The sequence below is a fragment of the Nitrospirota bacterium genome (assembly GCA_004296885.1).
Lineage (GTDB): Bacteria > Nitrospirota > Nitrospiria > Nitrospirales > Nitrospiraceae > SYGV01.
Map to the genome: position 1 here is coordinate 38,062 of SCVN01000008.1, position 24,990 is coordinate 63,051.

At 58.6% G+C, this 24,990-nt stretch carries 25 protein-coding genes and 1 tRNA gene; 7 read left to right on the forward strand and 19 right to left on the reverse strand.

Annotated features, from left to right (window positions below; all coding sequences use genetic code 11):
* Window positions 1-212 precede the first annotated feature (212 nt).
* The 6 genes from EPO61_05305 to EPO61_05330 all read left to right on the forward strand — a co-directional run bounded on the left by EPO61_05305 (window position 213) and on the right by EPO61_05330 (window position 5,345).
* A complete protein-coding gene (locus tag EPO61_05305) occupies window positions 213-1,562 on the forward strand; it encodes a hypothetical protein (GenBank protein ID TAJ09479.1) in 1,350 nt (449 codons plus the stop codon).
* 492 nt (window positions 1,563-2,054) lie between these two features.
* Window positions 2,055-2,285 carry a hypothetical protein gene (locus EPO61_05310; GenBank protein TAJ09480.1) on the forward strand — a complete coding sequence of 77 codons (231 nt, stop codon included), beginning with the start codon at window positions 2,055-2,057 and terminating at the stop codon, window positions 2,283-2,285.
* A gap of 512 nt (window positions 2,286-2,797) precedes the next feature.
* The gene (locus EPO61_05315; protein TAJ09481.1) at window positions 2,798-3,124 is read left to right on the forward strand and encodes a hypothetical protein; all 327 of its coding nucleotides are present in this window, start codon (window positions 2,798-2,800) and stop codon (window positions 3,122-3,124) included.
* A gap of 68 nt (window positions 3,125-3,192) precedes the next feature.
* A complete protein-coding gene (locus tag EPO61_05320) occupies window positions 3,193-3,462 on the forward strand; it encodes a hypothetical protein (GenBank protein TAJ09482.1) in 270 nt (89 codons plus the stop codon).
* Between the two features lie 238 nt (window positions 3,463-3,700).
* Window positions 3,701-4,027: an RNA-binding protein gene (locus EPO61_05325; GenBank protein ID TAJ09483.1), complete on the forward strand. Its 327-nt coding sequence runs from the start codon at window positions 3,701-3,703 to the stop codon at window positions 4,025-4,027.
* A gap of 166 nt (window positions 4,028-4,193) precedes the next feature.
* Window positions 4,194-5,345 (forward strand): alpha/beta fold hydrolase, encoded by a 1,152-nt coding sequence (locus EPO61_05330; GenBank protein ID TAJ09484.1) that lies wholly within the window; start codon window positions 4,194-4,196, stop codon window positions 5,343-5,345.
* Here the strand turns inward: EPO61_05330 and EPO61_05335 are convergent.
* The 7 genes from EPO61_05335 to EPO61_05365 all read right to left on the reverse strand — a co-directional run bounded on the left by EPO61_05335 (window position 5,194) and on the right by EPO61_05365 (window position 11,440).
* Window positions 5,194-6,297, reverse strand: coding sequence for a trypsin-like serine protease (locus EPO61_05335; protein TAJ09684.1), 1,104 nt, complete (start codon window positions 6,295-6,297; stop codon window positions 5,194-5,196). The two genes, EPO61_05330 and EPO61_05335, sit on opposite strands and share 152 nt — an antisense overlap.
* Window positions 6,290-6,712, reverse strand: coding sequence for a YjbQ family protein (locus EPO61_05340; protein TAJ09485.1), 423 nt, complete (start codon window positions 6,710-6,712; stop codon window positions 6,290-6,292). Before EPO61_05340 ends, EPO61_05335 begins: the two co-directional genes overlap by 8 nt.
* Entirely contained in the window at window positions 6,712-7,440 is a 729-nt protein-coding gene (locus EPO61_05345; GenBank protein TAJ09486.1) for a hypothetical protein, read from the reverse strand. The genes EPO61_05340 and EPO61_05345 overlap by 1 nt, the downstream gene beginning before the upstream one ends.
* Window positions 7,441-7,704: 264 nt before the next feature.
* Window positions 7,705-8,082 (reverse strand): diacylglycerol kinase family protein, encoded by a 378-nt coding sequence (locus tag EPO61_05350; protein ID TAJ09487.1) that lies wholly within the window; start codon window positions 8,080-8,082, stop codon window positions 7,705-7,707.
* A 17-nt stretch (window positions 8,083-8,099) separates the two neighbouring features.
* On the reverse strand, window positions 8,100-8,873 hold the full coding sequence (locus EPO61_05355; protein TAJ09488.1) for a phosphatase PAP2 family protein: 774 nt from the start codon (window positions 8,871-8,873) through the stop codon (window positions 8,100-8,102).
* 543 nt (window positions 8,874-9,416) lie between these two features.
* A tRNA-Thr gene (locus tag EPO61_05360) sits at window positions 9,417-9,491 on the reverse strand.
* Window positions 9,492-9,571: 80 nt separating this feature from the next.
* Window positions 9,572-11,440: a hypothetical protein gene (locus EPO61_05365; GenBank protein TAJ09489.1), complete on the reverse strand. Its 1,869-nt coding sequence runs from the start codon at window positions 11,438-11,440 to the stop codon at window positions 9,572-9,574.
* A gap of 159 nt (window positions 11,441-11,599) precedes the next feature.
* Between EPO61_05365 and EPO61_05370 the strand changes: the two genes are divergently transcribed.
* Window positions 11,600-12,511 carry a 4-hydroxybenzoate octaprenyltransferase gene (locus tag EPO61_05370; GenBank protein ID TAJ09490.1) on the forward strand — a complete coding sequence of 304 codons (912 nt, stop codon included), beginning with the start codon at window positions 11,600-11,602 and terminating at the stop codon, window positions 12,509-12,511.
* A gap of 27 nt (window positions 12,512-12,538) precedes the next feature.
* Here the strand turns inward: EPO61_05370 and EPO61_05375 are convergent, their stop codons facing one another.
* From EPO61_05375 to EPO61_05430, 12 genes are all read right to left on the reverse strand, one after another.
* Window positions 12,539-13,588, reverse strand: coding sequence for a c-type cytochrome (locus EPO61_05375; protein ID TAJ09491.1), 1,050 nt, complete (start codon window positions 13,586-13,588; stop codon window positions 12,539-12,541).
* A complete protein-coding gene (locus EPO61_05380) occupies window positions 13,585-14,460 on the reverse strand; it encodes a hypothetical protein (GenBank protein ID TAJ09492.1) in 876 nt (291 codons plus the stop codon). The genes EPO61_05375 and EPO61_05380 overlap by 4 nt, the downstream gene beginning before the upstream one ends.
* A gap of 19 nt (window positions 14,461-14,479) precedes the next feature.
* Window positions 14,480-15,199: a cytochrome c gene (locus tag EPO61_05385; protein ID TAJ09493.1), complete on the reverse strand. Its 720-nt coding sequence runs from the start codon at window positions 15,197-15,199 to the stop codon at window positions 14,480-14,482.
* A 61-nt stretch (window positions 15,200-15,260) separates the two neighbouring features.
* Window positions 15,261-15,857 (reverse strand): cytochrome c, encoded by a 597-nt coding sequence (locus EPO61_05390; GenBank protein ID TAJ09494.1) that lies wholly within the window; start codon window positions 15,855-15,857, stop codon window positions 15,261-15,263.
* 66 nt (window positions 15,858-15,923) lie between these two features.
* A complete protein-coding gene (locus EPO61_05395; GenBank protein TAJ09495.1) occupies window positions 15,924-17,774 on the reverse strand; it encodes a hypothetical protein in 1,851 nt (616 codons plus the stop codon).
* Between the two features lie 26 nt (window positions 17,775-17,800).
* Window positions 17,801-18,721 carry a hypothetical protein gene (locus tag EPO61_05400; protein TAJ09496.1) on the reverse strand — a complete coding sequence of 307 codons (921 nt, stop codon included), beginning with the start codon at window positions 18,719-18,721 and terminating at the stop codon, window positions 17,801-17,803.
* Between the two features lie 29 nt (window positions 18,722-18,750).
* Window positions 18,751-19,845, reverse strand: a complete 1,095-nt coding sequence (locus EPO61_05405) for a cytochrome bc complex cytochrome b subunit (protein ID TAJ09497.1) — start codon at window positions 19,843-19,845, stop codon at window positions 18,751-18,753.
* The gene (locus tag EPO61_05410) at window positions 19,845-20,783 is read right to left on the reverse strand and encodes a ubiquinol-cytochrome c reductase iron-sulfur subunit (protein TAJ09498.1); all 939 of its coding nucleotides are present in this window, start codon (window positions 20,781-20,783) and stop codon (window positions 19,845-19,847) included. Before EPO61_05410 ends, EPO61_05405 begins: the two co-directional genes overlap by 1 nt.
* Before the next feature lies 1 nt (window position 20,784).
* A complete protein-coding gene (locus EPO61_05415; GenBank protein ID TAJ09499.1) occupies window positions 20,785-21,609 on the reverse strand; it encodes a c-type cytochrome in 825 nt (274 codons plus the stop codon).
* Window positions 21,610-21,649: 40 nt separating this feature from the next.
* The gene (locus EPO61_05420; GenBank protein TAJ09500.1) at window positions 21,650-23,371 is read right to left on the reverse strand and encodes a hypothetical protein; all 1,722 of its coding nucleotides are present in this window, start codon (window positions 23,369-23,371) and stop codon (window positions 21,650-21,652) included.
* A gap of 33 nt (window positions 23,372-23,404) precedes the next feature.
* On the reverse strand, window positions 23,405-24,013 hold the full coding sequence (locus EPO61_05425; protein ID TAJ09501.1) for a cytochrome c: 609 nt from the start codon (window positions 24,011-24,013) through the stop codon (window positions 23,405-23,407).
* Between the two features lie 209 nt (window positions 24,014-24,222).
* A complete protein-coding gene (locus EPO61_05430; protein ID TAJ09502.1) occupies window positions 24,223-24,795 on the reverse strand; it encodes a hypothetical protein in 573 nt (190 codons plus the stop codon).
* Between the last annotated feature and the right edge of the window lie 195 nt (window positions 24,796-24,990).

Consider the following 24,990-nt stretch of genomic DNA (forward strand, 5'->3'; position numbering starts at 1 on the left):
TAGCTCTGTTCGTACAACGCAGGTTGGTGCTTCCATCACGCTCACCGGTTCTAGGATAGCAACAACGTCCACTCCTTCCACGACCCCATTACTGGCATTGGGTATGTCCATGAAAGCGATGTCTCTCCCTTGTCCATAGCTTAGGCTCCCAACATAGCACCCCGTCCATCTATGTACGAAGTATCCTGTTTTGCTCGTCATCGGTATGCCTCATGATCTGGGGAATCTGGGTTTTCCTCATCTGCGTGCTCCTGCTCGGGGACCCGACATATGCGGAGCCAGGCCCCGAATCGTCTCCTGCGCCCCCTCAACTCGGACCGCCGGCCCCCCTGGCTGGTGAACAGACGTCGCTGTCTGAAGGGCGGCAAGGCCGTGTCGTCTCGCCACAAGAACCGGATCTGGCTTCCCTGTTCAGCAGTGGAGACTACACCTATTTCCCGCTTCCGGCCTTCGGCTATTCCCGGAACGAGAGTTACTACGTCGGGACCCTCGCGCCGATCCTCAAGGCCAACAAAAAAGGGGAAATCGACGACATTTTCGCACCCCAGTACCTCTACAACCAGTATGTGGGGAGCAGCGTGACCATGAACTACTACGGTTACCGCTCTGATACGGTGCAGTACCGGGCCATCGTGAACTATGCGGAACGAGTGCAAAAGAATTTCGATTTCAGCTACAAGGACCTTGGGGCTGGAGGGGGACGATACATCCTGGGCGGACAGGTGAATTTCTTCAAGAACCCCTTCTCCCGTTTCTTCGGCTTCGGGAACGGGGCCAGGCTAAACAATGAGACCGATTACACAGCACGGGAAACAAACCTCAATGCCTATATTGGGCTGAACCTCAGTCCTGACCTTTCTATGATCCTGACTGGGCGATACCGGGATGTACGGGTGGAGAACGGCATCATTCCAACCTTGCCACAGACCTCGGTGCGATTCCCGCGTACGCCAGGCGTAGAGGGGGCGCAGTTGACCGGTGGCAAACTGTCCTTGCTCTACGATACCCGGGACTCGCAGCTCACGCCCATCAAGGGCACGTATGCCCTGTTCTCAACGGAGATGGTTTCTAACGTCCAGCACGATGACCCCAACCGCTGGGTACATTTCATTTTGGATGCCCGGCACTTGTTGCCTCACGATGGGGACACGAAGGTATTCGTCGTCCGCTTTCTCGCCGACGGCGTGGTGCGGACTGACAAGACTCGTTCCCGCGACATCCCCTTTTACGAACGCCCCACGTTGGGTGGTGAAACGACGCTGCGCGCCTTCGGTCTCAACCGGTTCATCAGCGATCAGGCCTTTCTTATCAACCTGGAGGAACGGATTCGGGTGCGAGAGGTGCAAATCATGGATCACAAGATCGAGATGCAGCTGGCGCCGAATCTGGATATGGGGAAAGTGACCAATTTGACCCGCCAGCATTTCACCTTTACCCAGACTCAGATCAATCCGGGGCTGGGTATCCGTGTCATGGCCAAGCCTCATGTGGTCGGCCGGCTGGATATCTCCTACGGACGTGACGGGAGCAATGCCTTCGTGGGGGTGGATTATCCATTCTAGCTGGCTGTGGAGAAGCCTCGCTCACACTGGGTAGGGTTTTCTCGTTATGAATCATGGTGCGATCAATACCATCCCAAATAGTCCGAATCGCTAGAATTAATAGAATTCCTGGAATCCACAGAAACGCGAGAATTTGCAATAAACACTTGAGAACCGCCGCAAAATGAAGCAATTGGGAAATATCCTGTCCCGCTCTTAATCAATCGGCCTTATCCCCTTCTCCATACGAATGCTGCAGACCCAGTGCCCAGATTGATCCCTCCCAGGGAGCCACTCCACCAGGGCTGCATTCCACACCAGATGCAGCCCTTTTCCTTTCCCGGTTTCCCCCCTCTCGAGTGTGATAGACTATGGCATTGTGAGAGTCGCGTCGCCCACCTTATCCCTCGCGCTTTCTTGCCGTTTTCGTGCGGTTGATTCCCCTGGTCTCCGCCGTCCCGACTCAACAGCTTCTGCGCTGAGTACTGCACCCGCCGCCCAAGGAGACAGCCGATGACCTGCCCACGCTGCCAAGGCCTGATGGGCCCGATTCGCCTGGAGGATACCGGGAAAATGACCAACTGCCAGTCCTTGGCCGGCTGGCAATGTCTCCTCTGTGGTGAAGTCATCGAGCCCGGCATTACCGCCAATCGGATCGGCCATCATGAACCGGTACGGGACCGGACCAGACCTCGTTACCTGGCTGAGGTTAGTGATTCCAAGCGGAAACGGAGTAAACGCTGACCCGCTGCCCCCTGAAGATGAAGGATTGAGCTCAGGTCAAGTCAGAAGCGAAGCGCCTCCTTCACGGTACAGCACCAATATCGGAGCATGCTATGTTGCATGAGTGGCGCGACAGAGTAGTCGAGTTCTCGGTGGGGCTTTTCTTACCGGGCTCACTCGGACTCACTTTGAGGGCGTTCTCCATCACCCACTGAGCAAACAGATGGTGCAATACCATGACAATTGCTGAAAATTCAAAGACTTCCGAGAATCATTACAGATAGCTACTACGCCGGAGATGTGGTAGACTGCCTTACCGTACGAGCCACGGTCACTATCCTATCTTTCGCGCTTCCGTACCGCCAGTCCTGCTTCCTGCGCGACCGATTCCCTGGGACGCGCTGCTCCTACGGCCGAGCTCTTCTCCGCGCATACCATGGGCGGCGAGCTGTCCTGGATACGCCATTGGTGTCTGTGCCCCAGCCACAAGCGCCTGCCTAAGCTTAGGCGCGGGCCAAAAGGATAGATCGCATATGGGGAAAATGAATGTCGAACCGATCGTCACCTTTGCAGATGGTTCTCAGCTACTGGTCAGCTCCCAATATTCCGGAGCCGGCAGTTTTACCTGCGAGCTGTATCTGTCCGTTCCCTGCAAGAAGGAAAAACTGGATCTCCGCGCCCTGTCGGACCATCTTGAGGCACCAACCTGCCGCGAGGCACAGGATATCGCGTTTCACTATGCCCAGCGCCAGTTTCCGGACAGCGCCAATGCCATCAAGGAGCCGCCCTACTTGGTCTGGTCTGGGCCGAACCTGCCTGTTGCACCCGACAATCGTGGGCACCGGCACATGCAGCGTTGACGGCGAAGAGACAGTAGCAGCATCCATCATCTCAACATCACGCAAGACGGACAGCCGAAGGAGGCTTCATGGCATGGCCTGGCGGTAAACATCTCCTCAAAGCAAAGCGTGGCACTCCGAAGCGGAAGATCAAGATGGAGCAATGGGGGCTGGGGATATCCATCAAGGATCGGCCGACCGTCCCCATCGAAGAGATCCGCCGACAAGGGTTGGCACTAGCCGGTCGCGCGCTCGGGCAAGGCGCCCGGGCTCAGCCAATGACCCAGGGCGGGAAGCACGGGACCGCCGACCGACCCGCAGAGGCCGCGCGTCCAAGCCGGCGAGGCGCCACCCGGTAAGGGCTGGAAAGACAGTGGTTGCTATTAGGCCCATAGCATGCTACGGTGTATCGACTTCATCGCGCAGGGCCTGTGGTGGAGCAGGAATAAGTAAGGCCTTCAACCGATGTTGTTTTGTCCGGGAATTTGATCGGAAGCCAGACCTAAGTCGCCTCAGCGCTCGCGCCTTCGGCCCGTTCCTTCCTGTCGTTTTTTTCTCGAGTCCAAGACAATATCATTCTCTCAAAGGAGGAACCCCATGGGTTCGAAGATTTATGTGGGCGGGCTGCCCTATTCGGCAACCGAGTCTCAGTTGAACGACCTGTTCGCCGTCCACGGAGCGGTCGAGTCCGCGCGTGTGATCACGGACAAGTTCACCGGGCAGTCCAGGGGCTTTGGCTTCGTGGAAATGGCCACAGCCGAAGAAGCCAAGGCTGCGATTGCGGCGCTGCACGGCACCCAAATGGACGGTCGGACATTGACGGTGAACGAGGCGAAACCCCAGGAGCCCCGTACCGGTGGCGGCGGCGGAGGCCGGTTCGGTGGCGGCGGCGGAGGCCGCAGCGGCGGTCGCGACCGCTTCTAAGGTCTGCCCCTTTGCAGTTAAGGGAGCGGCTCGAATGAGCCGCTCCCTTTTTTTTGGCACGTAGCCAAAGCGCCGGGGATCCCACCTGCCAGAGACATCCTTTTGGCTGTGCAACCGACTAGCTTTTCCTCTCGTATCCCATGATAGACTCACCCTCAAGAACAATATGGCCTGGACCGACTTCCACCCTCACCCGCTCTGTTTTCACCCACACCTGATGACGGTCCTTCCCAGGCTCAGGTGGTGGCGCCCTCCGCCGCCGATCGATATCCCGAATCACTCCAGGCTCTTTACGGTCGCCCCGGATTCTCAGCTCCTCGGCTATTGTCACTGGCAACCGTTGCGTCGGCGCGCAAGGACGCTCATCCTCGTCCATGGCTTCGAAGGCTGCAGCGACTCGCACTACATGTTCGGAATCGCCGACAAGGCTTGGCGCGCCGGCTTGAATGTGATCCGGCTCAACCAACGGAATTGCGGCGGGACAGAGCACCTGACTCCGACGCTATACCATTCTGGAATGAGCGGCGACGTCGCGGCCGTAGTCCGCGAGCTGGCCGACAAGGACGGGGTCGATGATATCTGGGCGGCGGGCTACTCCATGGGTGGCAACCTGGTTTTGAAGATGGCCGGGGAATCAGGGACCGGGCTACCTTCGCTCAAAGGGATCGTCGCCGTCTGTCCGAATATCGACCCGGCCGCCTGCGTGTCGGCCTTAGAGCAACCCACAAACTGGTTCTACCAGCACTATTTCTTGACTCGACTGAAGGCCCGAGTGCGCCGCAAGGCCGCACACTTTCCCGGAAAGTTCGACCTGGCATCCCTCGACCGAACCCGCTCTCTGCGTGAGTTCGATGACCGGTATACCGCATTCCACGGAGAATTCTCCGACGCAAACGACTATTATGAACGGGTCGGCGCCAGACATGTCTTGCACCAAATCAAAGTTCCGACACTGATCATAGCCTCGCAGGACGATCCCTTTATCCCGTTCGGAACCTTCACCACGCCTGCCGTACAGTCCAACCCCATGATCAGGATACTGGCCACGGAACAGGGAGGCCATTGTGGATTTTTCCAGAGACCGAGGCAAAATGAAGATTGCTACTGGGCGGAAAACCGACTCGTCGCCTTTGTCGTTCGTGGAGGCCTTCTGTGGGCCGCCCCCGCTATTCGACCACCTGCAACGTCACTGCTACCTGGTAACGCTTCCCCTCACGCAGGTACTCAACCGATACCCGGTCACCCACTTTGTGCCGATCCAGCACCGACAGGAATTCATCCAATTCTGAAACGGCCCGTCCGTCGATCCCAACGATGATGTCTCCGAGTTCGATGCGACCGCCGAAGCTTTCTCGCACACCTTTGAGGCCGATTCGCTCTGCCGCCCCTCCGCGTAATACCCGTCCGATGACCAGGCCCTTGATGCCCCACTGCCGGGCAATCGCGTCCGGAATCAATGTCACGCCCAGTCCTGGCTTGATGAGTTTCCCATGTTGGATCAGCTCGGGCACGATGCGATGAATTGTGTCCACCGGCACCGCAAATCCAATTCCTGCATAGGCGCCGCTGGGGCTGATGATTTGCGTATTGATTCCGATCAACCGTCCAGCGCCGTCCAGAAGAGGACCGCCTGAATTGCCGGGATTGATCGCCGCATCGGTTTGAATCACTCCGTCAATCGTCCGATCCGTCATGGACTTGATCGTCCGCCCCAAGGCGCTGACCACTCCCGTCGTCAACGTGTGATCGAGGCCGAAGGGATTACCGATGGCCAACACCTTTTGCCCCACCCTCAAATCACCTGAGGTACCGACCGGAATCGGGACCAGCAAATCCGGCGATGCCTTGATCTGCAGCACCGCCAGATCGTGATCCGGATCCACACCGACGATTTTGGCTTTGTGGTCCGTCCGATCTGCCATGATCACGTTGATTTGATCGGCGCCATACACCACGTGAAAATTCGTCACAATGTGTCCGGCCTTGTCCCAGACAAACCCGGATCCGGATCCTTGAGGAACCTCAAAGAGATTCAGCGAGAACAAATCCCGACGAATGCCGGTATTGGTAATGAAGACAACCGACTGGGCCGACTTGTCAAACACCGCAATGGTGGCGCGCTCTTCCGGAGAAAGTTCAGGGGCGGGCGTGATGGCTCTAGACTGCGCATCGCCGCCAGCGTCACCGGCCCCACAGAGCCCCGCAACCAGGATCAGGCAGCTCAGAGAAAGGACGAGGAGGGGAGAAAGTCTTGCAGAAACGTTATTCACCGAGGATTTGCACGACCAGATCCCGTGTGCGTGAACGGGTATCGAAGTCAATGACCACAATCTGTTGCCAGGTGCCGAGCAGCAAGGCTCCGGCCGAGAAAGGAATCGTCACGGACGGACCCTGCAAATGGGCCCGCAGGTGGCTGTGTCCGTTGTTTTCACCAGGATTACGCGTATTGTGCTGCCAGGCCGGATCGGCTGGAATCAGCCGATCCCAGACCGCCTTGGTGTCTGCTCGGATGCCCGGCTCATCCTCGATAATCAGAACCGAGGCCGTCGTGTGCTTGATGAAGACCGTCACGACACCGGCCTGCAAGCCAGACCCACTCAAAGCCTGCTTCACATGACCGGTCACATTCTCAATCTGTGCATCCCCGCGCATCTCAATGCGGAGCGGAACGGTCTTCACCGGCATCAGACCACTCCTTCGGCCAGTCGTCTGAGTAGACGGCGTTCACGCGCCGACAACGCACCCCCCCTGGCCTCTTCAAGAATCCGGTCGAACGCCCCGCTGGCAGCCAAATTCCGCAATGTCCGTACGACCGGATCTGAGAGAATCCCTTCGAGCCGAAGCCTCTCCAAATAGGCAAAGGCCTCAGCAAGGGTTTCCCGTGAGCGAGTATAATAATCCTCTCCACGTCGGCGATTGCTGTAGGCCTCAAACTGTTCGCAGGCCACCAACACCTCGGCAAGCTGACGCACCCAGAGCTTGGCTCTTTCGAGTTTCTCTGGATAATAATAGTACAGCATGACCTTGGCCATCCAGGGCTCCCACTGAATGCCTAAATCCAGCAACTTCGGCTTAACCTCGCGCAGACGACGGGCCAAGCGCCGCGCATAACCGAGGCGCATCTCCACCTGGGCCTCGCTCCAGCGGTCCATGGGAATGCCGGCACGCTCCAAGTCATCGGCATATCGGACGAGGAACGCTTCTGTCTCGCGGCCATAGACCGTATTCGGGTGAACTGCGCGCCACTCGCGAGGTCTGGTGGGAATGCCACGCTGACGCGCCCAGGACCAGATGGCCCCGAACCGCTTCCGGTCCAAGCCCGTCCTCCCCAGATCGTGCAACAGACAGGCAATTTGGTACTGGCGTAACCGGTCGTGAGAATGGCCCAATTCGGCCGCGACCGCAGCGCACATACGCGCTGTCCGCAAGGCATGCGGCCGGTCATAGCCTCGAATAAGACGGTCCGGCCTGCGTGGATCTGGCACATCATAAAGCCGTAGCAGTGCTCCGGCCAAAGTCTTCGGCATCAACAACGGAGCTTTCTGCTGCGGAGGAGAGTCAGGTGTGCCCTGACCTATTGCTTGCTGACGTGTGGTGCGTTGGGGAAAGGCCATGGCCATCATTTTTGCAACGGCAGGATATCGTTCGCCCGTCGGAGTGTCAAGGCTGAGGCGGACTCACTGTATGTGACAAACGAATATGATGAGGCCTACGATGGCCGCCGCCAATGATGAGATGAGCACCGCGGCAGCGGACACATCTTTGATGAACTTCACCCTTTCATGCTGCATCGGGTGCAACAGGTCGAGCGTTTTTTCAATCATGGTATTCAACAACTCGAGCGAGAGCACCATGCCAACCGCCGTGACGATGAACAGCCATTCCGTTTGCGACAGCCCGACGATCAACCCGGCCAAGCTGACGACGCTGGCGACTGTCAGTTGGATACGAAAACTCTGCTCCGCTCGATAGGCCGCCTTCACCCCGTGCCAGGCGCAAGCGAACCTCTGCCGGATCTGCGGCAATGGGGACATGCCGACGTTGCCAGGCGACATAGATTCGTCCGCTTAAATCAGAATCGCTTCCCGATCATGAGACCCGTACCTACGCCTTGCTCCAGGGACAGAGGACGAATCTGCCAGTCGTCCGGATCCCCCGCATGTTGCCGACTGATAAATTTCCCCATACCCCAACCGATCAATCCGCCAACGATGACATCGGAGGTAAAATGCTTGTCCGTGTATACCCGTGACGCAGCCACGGCAGTTGCTACACCATAGGATAACCAGCCGATAGCAGGATCGAACCGATCGGCAAAGACCGACGCCACGGCAAAACTGGCCGCCGAATGCGAGGAGCCGAACGATGTATTCCCGGAGAACGGACGGAAGTTCGTCGCGCCTTGATGTTTCTCAGGGCGAGCACGGCCCGTTGCATTGCTGAGCAACTCAGCCGCCACCACGGCAAATCCCTCGGCTTCCAGGCCGACCAGACCCGCCTCTTTGATCCAACTGCCCCCCCCGTAGGACTGGTTGGCAAGACCAATCGCAATGACGCCGACATTGACACCCGCCATGGTCACCGGGTTGCCGAAGGTGTTGAAACCATCCGCCACCTTTTTCCCCGTCGCACTCTTGTTGTTCCGGTCCACCCAGTCCTGAATACTGTGATCGGCAGCAACAAAGCCTCCGACAACCGCCGCCCCAGCCCCAGCCTTGAGCCAATCCTCCCCGGTCATTCTCAAGGGAGCGGTCACCAAGGCTCGTGCGTCTTCGATCACGGCCTTGACCCCTTCCGTGACCGATTCCTCCCGCACCGTCTGCACCGGCCCTTGCTGAGACGGCATTTCGGCAAATACGGGAACATGTGTAACGATGACCTGCAGGAGGGCCAGGAACGGTACCCAGAGGACATGCCGGGCACTGGCATGACTTGAACCTTGCGTTTCAGGGGACACTGCGCAATTTCTCCTGCGAGCGACGTGGGCTACCTGCCGTATCTACGTCTTCAATCCTTTGCTGGACCGTCTTTTGGTTTCAGGCTGTGAGGCTCCTCGTACGGGCATCTCGTATACCTGACATCGTCCCAGGGGGGTCTTGACTGCCACCCTTCTCACCTGAACCTGGAGAACAGCCAGTCCAGACGAAAAGACGCCCTGCTTCGCCGGAGTCGATAGTGGGGAGACTGGAGCGACCGGTTGGATTGCACCACCCTGCTGGATACAAACTGAAACCACCCCCTCCAATACAGCGATGCGGATGAATTATAAGAGCTCCAACCGGGCAAAGCTACGTCAATTTTTTCTCTCGCCCTATTCCCATTCCCAGGCCATCACGGACAGACAGCTGCCATAGAGACATAGAAGCGGCAGGGAAAGCGCTTACTTGGCTGGAGCCGGCGAGTGGGATTGAACCACCGACCTGCTGATTACGAATCAGCTGCTCTACCACTGAGCTACGCCGGCTCTCGATCTGGCTGCTCTGGCAAGAAAGAACGTGGAATCTTACTCAGGTCGGGACCAGGCTGTCAATGAGCTGGAGGTCTCTACTTCACACGAGCCAGAGGCAGACTCCAGGCCTTGGCGGTGGGCACCAAGGCGGGTACGCAGGCCGGGTCCTGCTCGTTCCCAAAATCCGCCTTGGCGGTCGTGGAGACTTGCCGTTGCGCGTACTCAAAGAGTTCACCAACTGCCACAGTTCCGTTATGGTCTCGATCGGCTGCTCCGGCCAATCCCTTGAGCAAAAAGTAGGTAAACAGTCCATGCTTGCCTTGTTCATACTGGTGCGTGAGTTGGCTTCGGCTGACCCCGATCATCTGCACCAGCTTGCCGTCCAATACCTCCGGTGTGCCCCAGACGGGATCGACCCCGTCGGCTCGTCCATCCGGCAAGACCGCACCCGGCGGCAGCGCGAGCGTGACATCGAGCAATACCACGGCATGCTGCACGGGAAGGTTGGCCAGGGCGGTCTGAAGACGACGCAGGGAAAACCCTTTAAGCGGCGCCCCCACATTCCCTTCATGGGGCAACAGGACAACCGATCCGGTGGCTGGGTCCACCTGCGCTCGGCCTGAAAAGAACACCAAGGCTACCCCGCCGGCCTCCGCCTGCTGGGGAAGCCAGTCTTCGAAAGCCTCCACGAGATCGTCCTTGAGCGCATGCTCATCTGTCAGCAACTTCACGCGTTTCGCAGGAATTCCCCCGACGGCTTTAAAATAGTTGGCCATAACCTCCGCGTCACGGGCGGCATATTTTACGCCTGGCATGTCCGGCTCGCGGAAGCTTCCCACTCCAATGGCGAGGGCCACAGCCTTCTTTCGCTCGTAGCCGCGGACCGGCGTGGGGACTTGATCCACGTCAACCGACAATACTTCCACACTCTCCGGCTTGGCGGGACGCAAGGCGACCAGGAACTTCTTCGGTCGGAGCGGGCCGGTCAAACCTCCTGGAGCTTCCACAGAGACGATCAATTCCGCTTGCTGGACCGCGGGCACCTGGGGAAGATTTCCGCTGACCGTGACATGTTTGCTCTCTCCCGGTTGCAGGTCACCGACCGGAATCGGATTCTGCAACATTTGGATCAGGGCCGGAGTGCCCTTCAGCGCAACGACCACGCCTCGGGCGACATCCGGGCCCGCATTATTGACCTCGACATCCACCGTGACCCGTTCCGTCCCCTCCAAGACGTTATCCTGACTTTCATCTCTCAGCATGGCCCGGAACGACAAGGCGCTGGGTTGCGCAGGTGGCACTGCTATGGGCTGAGCCTGGGTCGGCACACCTGCGGTGGCTACCGGAGGACCGCTCCTCTGCTTTCTGTCGGCCGCCGCCTGCCGAATCTGGCTGGATGATCCAAGGTGCGTCTTGAATCCTTGGGCCAAGGTTGCCGCCGCCTTGGCGACCAGGCCGTCGAGCCCTTGCACGTCACAACTGCCCCGCTCCGTCTCTACGCTCCCCTGGGCTTCGGTCCGAATGCTTTTCGTATAGACGACGGAGCCACTGCCGTCCAGATATGTCGCCGTCCCCCCGAGCACCACGACAGCCGTATAGCTATTGGTCTCATGACGCGGAATAAAGAGCTGCAGATCTTTCAACCCCAGAACCAGCTGCACGGTTCCATCAGGAAGCTCTTTGCCGGTTAATTTGGTTTGCCCGTCAATAACATGCTCGAAGGCCATCCCAACCTCACGGGTCACAGATTTCGTGAGTTTCTCCCCAAAAACCAGGGTGGCTGGTTGCTGGCAGGCGTTCGTATAGTCGAATGCCGCGCTGGTTACTGTAGGGTCTAGCTGCAGATTGACGGTCAGAGGCAGCCAATAGCCTCGGCTATCGCCGCCGAACCAGGGGCGCGACGTGAGCCCGCTGCAGCCGGTGAAGGCCGCAAGGAGAAGAAGCCAGGTAGCAACGCGAGTCATACGGAGTGTACGCGCGGGAAGGGGGACCAAGAATGTGGACGGAGCCCACACGTTAGGGTTATACCGGATTCCTCGCTGCAAGGCAACCGCAAAGGCCGGATGCGGCTGCTGTGGACACCACATTGACAGGGTTTTCTTGCTTGCGTTAAGGTCAGCGGCATGGTTCCAGCCCCCTCGCCGGAGAGCTTTTCCTCACCCATGTGCGGGGAAAAACAAACCCGTTGGCAGCCACTGGCCGACTTGATTCGGCTTCGGAACCAATCCGGCACCCTCCTCCTGCTGTGGCCGATTCTGTGGAGCCTGGTCTTGGCCTCTGAGGGACGTCCCTCGCTGACGCTGCTGGCCCTGTTCATCCTTGGCTCATTTCTGATGCGCAGCGCCGGCGTCGTCCTCAACGATCTGGCCGACCGTTCCTTCGATCGCCAGGTGGCGCGCACCAAAACACGTCCGCTGGCCAGCGGGAGGTTGAGCGTGCAGACCTCACTGGTCACTGCCTTCCTGCTCTTGTCCGCCTCGGCTGGCCTCTTGTATTTTCTCAATCGTCTCACCATCTTGCTCAGTCCGATAGCCTTCTTGTTGGCCGTCCTCTACCCATTTTCCAAACGATTTGTGCAAATTCCGCAAGCCGTGCTCGGCATCGCATTTGGCTGGGGCGCGGTCATGGCTTGGGCCGCAGCGCGAAACCATCTGGACTTGCCCGTCTGGCTCCTCTATGCCGGCACCGTCTGCTGGGCCCTGGGCTATGACACGATCTATGCGCTGCAGGATCGCGACGACGATGAGCGGATCGGCGTGAAGTCCTCGGCTATCTTTTTCGGTCCACGGACATGGCTGGCCGTGGCCTGCTTCTTCGCCGGAACACTGGCTATGATCGGGGCTACCGGATGGCTCACCGGTTTGGGTCCGGCGTTCTACGTCACGCTGACCGGGGCGGCATGGGTCATGAGCCGGCAGGTTCGCCTCCTGAGAGGCCCCGTGTCGCAGCCCATCGCGTTCGCCTTGTTCAAACAGCACGTATGGATCGGTATGGCGATCCTGGTAGGCATCTGGGCCGGAGTTCTACTTCCATAAACCGCTCCGGCCGGATGAGCGCCCGGCTTAGCTGGCCGGCTTCTCGATCGGCTTCTCCGGCTTGGGAGCCTGCAGGGTGGCCAAGTACATGGCGATCGCCTTCGCGTCAGGATCATTGATCCCGAGGTTCGGCATGCGGGTCTCCGGCTTCATGCTCTGTGGATACTTGATCCAGCGCACCACCCACGTGCTGTTCAGCCGAAAACCGGCTCGGTCCAGGGCCGGACCGACGACTCCGCCTTCCTCCCCGACCCGGTGGCAGGCATTGCAGCCATACTTGTTCGAGTAGAGCCGTTTCCCCACTTCGGCTTGCTTGGCCGCCACGTCGGCAGCCATCGTCAGGTCTGGCCTTGGGACGGATGCAAACTTTGGTCTGGCGGTGAAATTGGCCAAGGCGGCTTTGGCCGTCTCCAGCTCCTTGGCGGCCACCCCCATGGCCTCTTGTTCTTTGGCGGTTGCGGCATCATCCATGTCTTTGCCGCTCTTCTCCGCCTCGTCGCTGGCCTTCTTGTCCGCCGCATCGAAGGTCTGCTTGGCCTGATCGAATTTCTGCTGGGCGGCCTGCAACTGATCCGCGATTTCCTTCTTCCGACCTTCGACATTATAGGTCAGTTGCATTCCGTGCAAGGTTCGGACGTAGGCGACAATAGCCCAAATTTCCTCTTCCGACAGGGTGTACTTGAACGTGGGCATGGTCGGAACGGCAAAGTCATCGTCTCCGATCTTATCGCCGATCTCAGGAGTCGTATCCTTCATGTCTCGGGAGACCGTGCTGAAGATCTCCTCGTCCTTGAATGTGGACATTTCAGACTTATTGGAAAGATCCTTGGGCTTGGGATCAGGCATCTGATTCCAGTTGTATCCTTCGTTCTGTTGCCCGTGCTCGCCATGACAATGCATGCAGTAGTGTTCATAGAGGTGCTTGCCTTTGGCGACCTGTTCGCTCTGAAAGAGGGCGCAGCCTGCGCCTCCGACCGCTGCGGCAATCCCGATCACCATAGCCGCGACGACCAGCCTTCGCCGGCCGCCCGTCGTCCCCATGCGCGCGCCGTCTGTCGCCTGCGCCACCGCCTTCATGAGGTCGCCCCTTTCTTCAACTTCCTGATGATGACAAACTGAAAGCCCGCCGCAAGCCCCACCGCCAGGGCCACGTAATAATAGGCCGAATAGTCCGGCGGAGGATCAGCTCTGAAGTACCACCAGGAAGAGACCGCCTTCTGCGAGCCCTTCTCCTTCAAATCCCCGCTCTCCAGCTTCTTTCCGTCCCAGACGGCAAAGGCAATATTGATAAAGTCACCCGGCTTGATCTGCGTGTCATGCTCGACATCGGGCGTGGAGAGGGCCCGGCTGAAGACGACTTTCCAGGAGCCGTTCTGATAGACCCCCTTAGCCTTGACATCCTGCTGGTCTTGCACTTTCAAGCTGCCGAAGCCCTGGGCATTCATGTCCAGCGCTTTGTTGTCCTTGTTCTTCCAGAACCAGATGTTCACCGGACCGCCCTGCACCTGCGCCATCGGCTGCCCGTGCGCAAAGTGGGCTTTCTTATCCCCCACCATGAACTCCAAGCCGGCGGCATCATCCGGGTCCTGGCTCGGATCTTCATACTCCAGAAGGACGGCGATCTGCTGCCCATCGTGCAACGCGCGGACCTTGACGGACTTGACCGTCACTTCCTGAATCCGGTTGGGCCAGTGGACCTGCGGGGACATCGGAAACTCCGAGGCCGGCGCACTATTCCAGGCCGCCGCCGTAGGATCATCGGCCGGCAGCCCTCCCTTGACCAGCGCCGCTCGGACCGACACGCTTTCCTGAGCAAAGCCTGGGGAAGGGACCAAAGAGCCCGCCGCCAGCACCGTTCCGACCAGGAGCCCGGCACACCAGGGCTTGACTTGACCCAACGTCCTCATAGATTCCTCTTGATTCGCTCGTACGGCTTGGAAGACGGCCATCGGCGGCCCTCCTCAGTGACTATTCCCAAGTCCTCGGCTTCTGATGGGCCCCGTCGTATTCCCCCATAATGATCTTCCAAATCCACTCATCAGGCAACTCCACTTCCCAGCGCGGCATGGCCGACTTCCAGGGCATGCCCTCGATCGGCAGGCCGACCCCGCCCTTTTTAATGCGCCAGAACAAGTAGCTCTCCTGCAGCATCGCGATGGTTGTCGGATCGGAAAAGTTCGCCGGCGGCGGATTGAACCCCCTCGATGCGGGCCCCTTCCCGTCAAAGTTCCCTCCATGACAGGGGGAGCAAAACGCGGCATAGAGCCCCTTTCCGGTCATCACGTTTTCCGGAGTGTTCGGCACGGGATTCGAGAGCCCTGTGTACTCTCCGGGAGGCGCCGGATGGATGGTGCGGTTCTCGGCCGGCGGCTGATCGCTCGGCGCCGTACTGGTATAGGTTTGCCAGCCGACCAACATGGGAAACAGCAGCAGCACGGCGATCCGTGCCCCCTGAGCCGCCCCACCCTGCCCCTCCCCGGTCAGAAACCGCACGATGGGCCCAAAGAACGCATCCGTGGAAGGGCCGCTGAGCGTGGCGAAGATCACGATCCCGGTCGTCGTCAGGGCCAGGTAGAGGAAAATCAAGCTGGCCGGAAGCGGGGCCGTGAACAGCGGCAACACAATCTTCAGGAAGACATAGACCCCGACGATCAGGATCGCTGGTTTGAGGAATACGCCGCCTTTCATAATCTTCCACCCTTCTGTGCCAGAACCGGCATCACTCCGCTCCTCGGATGCCGTCTCGTGGTTACTGCGCGTGCGCGATCGACACTGGTGCCGTTGCCTGAGCCGTCTGTGCGATCTCGTCCGGACTGACAGTGATCGGCTCCCCGCTCATCTGCTGCAAGAAGGCGATCACGGATAGGATCTCGTTCTTCGACAAGCCGATCGGGTTCTTGTTGATATACGGCATGCGCGCCGGGTACTCCTTCGGCGGCCCCTCGTGCCGGTAGTCCAAATAAATGTAGGCCTGGGGTTGCGTCAAACTCTCAAATATAAACTCCCGGGACAGTTTCGCCCCGATCCCCTTCAGGTCCGGACAGCGGGCCGACTCGCTGGGCCCGATCGAATGGCAGAGGGCGCACTGGCCCTTGCTGAAGAAAATCTTCTGACCGATGGCCGCCATGTCCGAAGCAGTCTTGATGCTGGCCACATCGAACTTCTCTTCCGCCGGCGGCAAGGACGCCATTTGGGGCACACCCAGCGCCGTCATGGAAAAGAGCCCGAGCACGATCATGACAAACCCGACGACGCGGACGAACCGGGCCTTGACGAACAAGAGAATCGAGACTCCGGTGCCGATCACGCAAAGTCCGATGATCTGTAACAGCGCAACTTCGCTCATAGCGCCCTTCTCAGTTGTGAGGTGTCAGTTCCCCGACCGCCGGGTTGTCCCCAGCCACAGCCCGGATTACTTGCGCTCATCCAGCGCCGGAGACCCGCCCGCCATCGCCGGCAGGGTGCCCTGCGCTCCATGCCCCTTGCCCCCCGCTTCTTTCTCCTTGGCCTTGTCCCCCATGGTGGCCACCCAGAAGATGAACGCCACCAGCATACAGAAGAGGAACGTGTTCAGCGACATAAAGGCGGCCGCATATCCCAACGCAGGCGAAAAGGCATACTGCGAGGAATCGCGCATCACGCCGTAGATATGCCAGTGGACCCGTGAAGAAGACCGGGCATAACCCATCAGCGTCATCAACAGAATGACCATGACAGCGTTGAGAACCAGCGCATAGCCAGCCCGCGGCGGCATCTTTCCCCACACCATCTCGGTCGTGGTTTTGGCGCTGCGCAGCAGGAGGGCCGTCAGCGGTGTGATCGTGAGCATCACGAACAACACGATCAACACCTGGGCAACCGAGAAGTAGTTGATGCGCACGATGGCCGGAACGAAATAGCCCCAGACTCCGAGCACGATGACCACGATCGCGGCCACCCCGAGCACCCCGCCCATCAGGGACCTGGCGACTTTGGCCCAGGTGGCGGTCTCTTCTTTGCCGGCGCGCCAGTACATGATGAAACTCATGAACGTGACCAGGATCATGAGGTTGGCCACCGTCATCTTGGCGGACATGACGCCGAAGACGCCCAGCAATGGATGGTGCGTCCCGCCCATCTTCCGCGCCTCTTCCAGGCTTGCAACCAAGGAGTGCGGCGTCATCCAGACCCCGAGACAGAGCAGCAGAATGATCAGCATCGCCATCATCGGCTTCCGGTACTTGACCTCCGAACCGGGGATCCGATGCGTGATCCCGAGCCAGAAGTAATAGTTGGAGCCGAGAAACAGAACACCGATCAACATCGCCTGGAGGATAAACAGCCAGGAGAGGAACCCGCCCATCAGGGTGATGCCCATCTGCTGGTTGTACTGGTAGATTTCTCGCATCAACCAGTAGCCGGCGAAAGGCAGGGGCAGGAGGCCGAACACCCCGATGAAGTTCCCGACGTAGCCCATCCAATCGTAGTGGTCCCGCTCTTCCTCATTTTTGGCCGAGAGGTATCGGATGCCGGCATAGGCGCCGCAGATATACCCGCCCAGCACCACATTCGCGATTAGGCGATGAATGTTGACCGGCCACCAGGTTGGATTCCAAGTGGCGGCCCAGGCCCGCTGGAGGTCCGTGCCTTCAGAAATCACCACCGGGCTCGCTTGGAATGTCGCCCAGGAATTGGGCACGATCATGATGAAGAAGGCAAAGACGTTGAGCAAAAATCCCAAAAACAGGTGCAGTCCCTTCTTGCTGTCCTGCATGGCATCCCAACCGTACCAGTAGAGGTAGAGGGTTGCCGTTTCTACTAAGAATAGCAGGCAGTAGACGATGAAGGACGGGAAAAAGACATCCGCCAGGTAGTTCATCAGCTTCGGATAAAAGCCGATTAGCAGGAACAACAAGATTCCGCCGAAGAGCGCCGTGGTCGCATAGGAGGAGGTCAACAGCTTGGTAAACTCCTTGGCCAGCTTGTCATAGCGCTTCTCGCCGGTCTTCCACCCGACGAGTTCGCACAACCAGGCGAAGATCGGCACACCGAGCACGAAACCGGCCAGCAACAGATGGAGCTGGGCGACAACCCAGACCATGTTCCGGCTGCCCAATCCAGGGATGTCACGGTAGGCAGTAGCCGAGGCGGCGGGCACATCCTGCGCAAAACCCAGCAACGGCATCGCCCCAAGCGCAAGGAACACCAACAACCCGGCGAGCCAGGCTCCTCGTCCTTGCTCGCCTGCAGTGCTGCCAGTCGGATCGTCGCCCTGGTTCATCATGACATTCTCCTCGTCAGACACTGGGGTCAGGGCTTCGCCGGCCCAGGCTTGGCCGGCTTGCCTGGCTCAACCTTGACCTGAGCCGCATCCTTGGCTGGGGCCTTCCCCTTCCCTTTGCTCTTGCTTTGCTCCGCCTCTTCCTTGGCCTTCTGCTCTTCCAAGGCTTGGACTGCCCCCTCTGCCTGCGCCAACAGCTTCTCGCTCTTTTGCAAGACTTCCATCGGCTTGATAGTTGGCGCTGCCCTGACCTCTTCCTTCTTGTACTGCTCATGCGGATGCGGTGTCGTCACCGGCATAAACCCCCAGAATAAGAACACCAGCAACACGCCACTCGCGGCAAAGGCGGTCAGCAGGAGGGGCTGATCGGAGGGCACTCGCATCAAATCCCATTGGCGGATCAGCGCCTGGTACGAAGCATTCGATGGCTGTGCGCCAGTCGCTTGCCGGGCAACGATCTTTCCGAACAGGAACAACCAGCCCAGGACCAAAGCAATGAGCATCATCGTAGCAACCGAGCTCCAAAGAGTCAGCTCGATGCTGATCCGCTCGGCCACCGGCCACGCTTTGATGAGTTCAGTCTCCATGATGTGGCCCGTAACGGCCTTGGACAACGCCTTAGTCTGGCTTTCGATAAAATAAGCCAGGGGGAAGTAGAGAACGTTGAGCAACATCCCCTTCCACCACAGGGCCATGCCGAGCCCCTCGGGCGGCTGCATACGAAGTCGCTCCAAGAAGACCGTTCTGGCACTCAGGCCGACAGCCCAGATGTCGATCGGAACGGAAAGGAGGAGCAGAAAGGCCAGCCCCACGGGTTCCCAAGGATGGAGCCCCGCCGCCAGCAGCAATAGGACCACGACGATTTTAATGGGAATCCCGGTCCACAGGGCCGACCAAGCCACGGCCAAGCCAAGTTTGACAGGCGGCATATTGACTGGCTGTTCCGTCATAGCCAAGAAGCCATTCAAACCAAATGGAATTAGTCCAAAAACTCGCGATTGATGATCGCAGACACCGTGAACATCAAAATGCCGGCCATGACAAGAATCCAGCCAACCAGGGCGACCGGCCGCTTGAAAATGTTCCGTTCCGGACTGCGGTCAATGAAGGGCAGCGCGGCCAACAACGCCATGAATGCGCCGGGAATGGCAATCGCTCCCAAGAATTGCCCGAATTCACCGGAGAAAATCTTCAGTCGCAGGAGTTGGAACAAAAAGAGAAAATACCATTCCGGCTCCGGATGGTACTCGCCTGGATCCGGCGTGGCTTCCTCCAACAATACCACCGGCTCAATGAACGCCAGACTGCAGATGGCGAAGAACACGGCCCCCATGGCTACCATATCCTTCCAGATTTGCCGCGGGAAGAAATAATCCGTCTTGGCTTTCAACTCTTCCACACTGCCCCGGAATGGGCCGGCGGGGCCGGCTTTGCGGAAAAGAAAGATATGGAGTCCGGCCAACCCCATAAGGGTCGCCGGCAGGATCATTACGTGGATCACGAAGAACCGGCTGAGTGTCATCTGGCCGGGGGTAGGACCGCCCTTCAGGAATCGGGCCATGAAGTCTCCCACGATTGGGGTCTTGTCCATGATCTCGACGCCAACGGTCGTGGCCCAGTAGGCCCGCTGATCCCATGGGAGCAGGTAACCGGTGAACCCGAACCCCATCACGATCCCGAACAGGGCCAAGCCGACCAGCCAAATCATTTCACGGGGCTTCTTGTATGCTCCCCACAAGAACACCTGGGACATGTGGGCAAAGACCATCACGACCATCGCGGAAGAGCCCCAGAAATGGTAACTCAACAAGAACCAGCCATAGTCCACTTCGTGAATAATATATTGGGTGCTGGCGTAGGCATGGTCGGCGCTGGGCACATAATAGAACATCAGCAGAATGCCCGTCACGGCTTGCATGATGAAGATAAACAACAGGACCGAGCCGAACACGTAGGCCCAGCGGGACCCGCCCGGGACCGGCTCGTTGAGCATCTTGGCCTGCAGGTGCTTGAGGCCGACACGCTCGTCGACGAAGGCCAGAATTTTTTCGAGTGCTGTTGGTTGCCCGCTCATTAGACGATCCGGACCTGTTCCTTCTTGCCGGCCTTGAACTCCATATCAATCACTTCGATATCCCCGTTGCCGGCCACCCGAATCGGAAGCGTATCGAGCGGGCGCGGCGCCGGCCCATCCAACACTTTCCCGCTGGCATCGTAGATGCTGAGGTGACAAGGGCAGAGAAATACCTGGCCCAGCACCTTGTGGGCACGCCACTTATATCCACACCCCAGGTGCGGGCATTTCCCCGAATAAGCGAGATAGGGAACCGATTGCTTGTTGGTCCAGATCTCCCTGCCCGTGGCATCATGAAAGACCTGATCCTTCCCCTTGTACACTTGCTCCAGCACCGCCGGGGAAGCCCTCAGAACCCAGATGTTCTTATCGATCTCAGCCTCGGGCATGAACGCTTCCTTGAACTTCTTTTTGAACTTGAACTGGACCCCGACGTCTTCCGTCTTGATCTTGTTGGCGCTGCCGATCTTAATCCACTGATTGTCGAAGGGAGCATACATCGGCTTCATCAGATACTTGAGAACCGGAAAGGCGAGGGGAAGCCCGACCAAGGCGCCGATGGCGTGGGTGAAGTTGGTGAAGAAAGTCCGTCGTTTGACGTTACGTTCAAGCTCCGGGAGCGGGATCAGGACCTCGCCCGGCTCGACATGGAGATGGTCTTCGAGATGCGCGATCTCCACCTCATGGATCGTGACATATTCGTCACGCTTCAACAGTGGAAACTGCGTCAAGTCCGTCGAAGCGGCCCGTAGCTGGACAGTGCCATCGGTGACCGCCTGGACTTGAGCCATCGGTACTTGGCGCCCGGGCTCACCGGCACCGTTGCCGACGACAATGTCGCTGACCTCCTTGGTGATCGGGTCTACGATCACCTTGGTCACTTCCCCGACCTCGCGATCGGTGCACTGGACTTTGGACTTCAGCTTAGGCTGCTGCACGTCACTTCTTCTTGATCGGTTTTGGTGTGTTGACCGCCGGGTTCTTCAGCGTGGAGAGGAATGCGACCAGCGCATCGACCTCCTTCTCCTCCATCAGTTCCTTGTATTTGTCCGGCATCTTCTTCTTCTCATACTCTTTCTCGAACCCTTCGGCCATCCAGCTTTGCGGATCCAGCACCTTCTGGCGAAGCTCTTCCGGTTTGAGCAAGCTCCCGATGTTATCGAGCTCAGGCCCGCGTTTTTTTCCGCCCTCGCCGAACAGCTTGTGGCAGTTGTAGCATTCCTGCAGATTCCATTGCTCTTTGCCCAGCGCCACGAGATCCCCCGCCGCTGCCGGCGCTCCCGCTGGCTTCGCCCCGCCGTCCCCGGCCGGAACTTCGGCCGCCGCTCCGCCACCCACAGCCTGGAGTCGCGCCATGATCGTATCCGCTTTTTCGGAGAGCGCCTTGGCACGGGCCAGAAGCTCCTCGGCCTTCCCTTGCTCCGAGGCAGCTCGCTTGGCCTTGAGTAGCTTCTCGATCTTTCCCTTTTCATCCTCAGGATCGTACTGGGGCAGATTCGAGGCCCCCCCGATATAGACGACCGAAAGGACGGCATAAAAAACCACCAGGGCCATGACCGCCTTCACGCCGCCGATCGGCTTCAGCGAGGGCGCGTCCAGCAGGATAAAGACCGCCGCGCCTAGCATGGCGTAACCGAAGAACATCCCCTGGAAGATGGGCGGGAAGTGCAAGGCGATCGCCACCCCCACCAGAATGCCTCCGATGACTATCCCAATAATGCCTTTTTTTACTATGCTCTTGATCAAACTCGGCTGTTCAGCCATGAGCGCCTCGTCCTAATGAGTGCTTCTGCCAATGAACTCACTACTCCGCCCCGGCGGGAACCGGCTTGGATTCGGCTGCATGTCCCTTCTTCGGATCCGCCACCCGCAAGGTAACCACGATGGCAAAGCTCACCACAATATAAAACACCAACGTAATCCCAGTAATCCACCAAGCCGCATAGGACAGGGTCGGCGTGAAGGACTCCGCGGTGAAGTCCGGCAGCAGGTTGTACGTGTGGAAATACTTCCGGAGCAACGACCGCACCGCCCCCATCAAGCCCATCGTCCAGATCGCGCTGAAAGCCAGGAAGATCAACACGAATTGCGAGGCAAAGTCGATCTTACCCCAGACGATCGTCCCCTGTCTGATGGCCCGGTTGTAGAGGATGTAGTTCATGACCGTCACGAAGACCAGCGTAAACGCTGCGCTATTCTTCGCCGGCATCAGCGCCAGGAATCCATAGTCAGAAGGCAGTTCCAGATGCTCGGTTGCCAGCGCCTGGGTGGCTACAAACCCGTGCGGGGTCATCCATATCGCGTTGCCGATCACCACCATCAGAAAGCCGACCTTGATGAACACCCTGGAGGATACGGTAATCCGGCCGAGCGGCGGAATGACTTTACCCAGCACCACCGGCGCAAGCAGCAGCGGCAACAGGACGCCCAGCGACTTGGGGTCAGGCGCCGGGAAGATCGTCCAGGTATAGGTCATCACGAAAGGCAGCGCGATCATTACCAGCATGCTCAACACAGACATCCGTACGCGCTCAACCCCTTCGATGCGCTTCATACTGAGCCAGATATAGTAGTTACTCGCCAGGAAGATCAGCCCGATCATGGCCCCCTGCATCTCGAAGAACATCGAGAGCTGGTCCGCCATCATGTACGGACAGATGGAGGCATCGTAGTCGCAGAGCTCGTAGGCCAGGAGATACCCCATGAACGGCAGGAACAAGAGCGCGCCCACCCCAATCAGATTACCGACGAAGCCCATCCAATCGTAGTAGGAACGCTCCTCGTCGCTCTTGGCACCCATGAACATGTAGGCCGCAATCAGACCGGCGATAAATCCGCCGAAGGTGACGTTGCCGACCAGACGGTGCAGATTCAACGGCATCCAGGAGTAATTAAAAATCTTATCCCACAGCGAAGCCGTCTGGATAAAATCAGCTAACGAGATGCCCTCCACCGCCTTGGACGGTGTGTTCATGAAGGACGTTGGACCGTCGATCACAAACAACGTGATCGTCCCGATCAAGTTCAACAACACACCAAGCGCAATGTGACGCCCCTTCTTCTCACCCTTCCACGAATCCCAGCTGTAGAAATAGAGGTACAGCACGATCGTCTCCCCGATGAACAACAGGGGGTAGATCACCGCAAAGATCAGGAAGAAGTGATTGATGAGCCACGTAGTGAACTGCGGATAGGTCGCCAGCAGGACAAATATAAACAGCCCCCCGGTCAGCGCGGTCATGCTGTACAGGATGACGGTGACCTTGGTGACCTCTTTGGCCAACCGGTCATACCGCGGATCTTGCCGCCGATACCCCAACCATTCCGAGATCACGACAAAGATCGGAGCGCCAAGAATGAATCCGGCAAATAGGATGTGGAGTTGGGCGACGATCCAGACCGCCGTTCGATTTCCGGTATAGGGAAACTCTCCAACCGGTGCATTGGGCACCTGGGCATAGGCAGTTGCCCCCCATACCGTCAGCAGGCCAAGTACAATGAGCAAGCTCCGTTGCCACATTCTCATGGTGTCTCGCCGCCCCCCTCCAGAATCCGTATCCTACTTCCCGCCAGCCGCAGGCGCCGCCGGAGCCGCACCCTTCACATCACCAGCCGGAGCTGCCGCACCACCAACCGCAGGCGCAGGAGTCGCTGCCGGAGCCGTGGCCCCCGCACTGCCCACAGGCACCCAGGCCTTCTTGGCGTCATCCCATTCCTGACCCTTCAACCCCCAGGTCCGTTCGAAAGCCACCAACTTCCAGCGATCCTCCTCAGGCAGCTTGCTCTTCCAGGCCTTCATCTTGGTATTGGGTACGCCTTCGGAAATGCGCCAGAACCAAACCGAGTCGGAATACAACTTCATGCGCTCGGTATTGCGGAAGTCTCGGGCCCCGGCCTTGACCGGTTTCCCGTCCTTTCCGTGGCAACTGGCACAGTTGACGTCAGGATTCTTTGCGCCGATATACAACTGACGCCCCTCTTCCACGATCTTGTCATCAGCCCACCAGCCCGCAGGCATGTGCTTGTCGGCATATTCAGCCGGCGGAGGTGGTGGCGCCACAACGGGCCCCTCCCCTCCTCCTTCACCTCCTCCACATCCGACGAGCCCCAAGCTAACTGTCGACAGCCCGATCATCGTTGCCATTTTCAACCATGCCATCCGATTCATATTCGTCCACCGCTCCTTTCTATTGCTCGCGCCTGCACAAGAACGCCCGATGATCTGACATGAAAAGAACTCAACATATAAAGACGCTTTTCCTCAGGCTGCCCGGCCTGAAGAAAAAGCGCCACCGCCCAGATCGCCTGACCGCATCGCACACCCCGCATGACTGCTGCGAGGCGCGCCAACCTCTTCGCGAACCATTACGATGTGAGCTATTTGCGCTGCCCCTTCCCCCGTTTCTGAGCACGCTGGCGGTTTTTCACAAATCCTATGCCAGCCGCCACTGCCAACGCCGCAAGACCAATCCCCGCTCCATAGTAGACCCAGCGCGAGGTTTCTTCCTGCTGGACTGCACAGCCTGATCCGATATTGACAGTGACCTGCCGTTCATTCTTGACATCTGCCGGATCAAACTGTGCGGTGACTTTTTGCTCCTGCTCCAAGGCGGCCACCAAGATGGGGTCGCCGCGATTATCATTGTGGAGGTGAAGAACCGCCTTGTAATATCCGCGCGAGTCGGTGAAGACCGCCGTTCCGATAGACACTCTCGTGTCCTTCACCATCACTTTGGCCTCAGGAACGGGACGGCCATCACTCCCACAGATATGTCCCTCAACCGTAAACCGGTGATCCACCTCATGCATGGCCTCGGCGATCCCAACGAGATACGTGGTGCCACTGAGCCAGCTCGCCGCAACAGCCAGTGCTATCCGCGCAAATGCCCTGAATCGAACTGCAACGAGCTCGAGCTTCCGATCATTCGAAGCCTGTTTCGCCGCATCCATGTCTAAAAGCCTTGGCGGCGTCTCACGCCTCGAAAATGCACACAAAAACGCGCGCGCGCCTGATTTTAGGCGCGCCATTTCTAGCACAGGCCCTAGGCTTTGTCAACAATGTGAATCCACCGTCTGGTAGCGGTCCGAAAGATATTTGGACGGGTGGAGAAAAGAAGTGGGGCCGGTGTTGAACGCGGGTGGGTT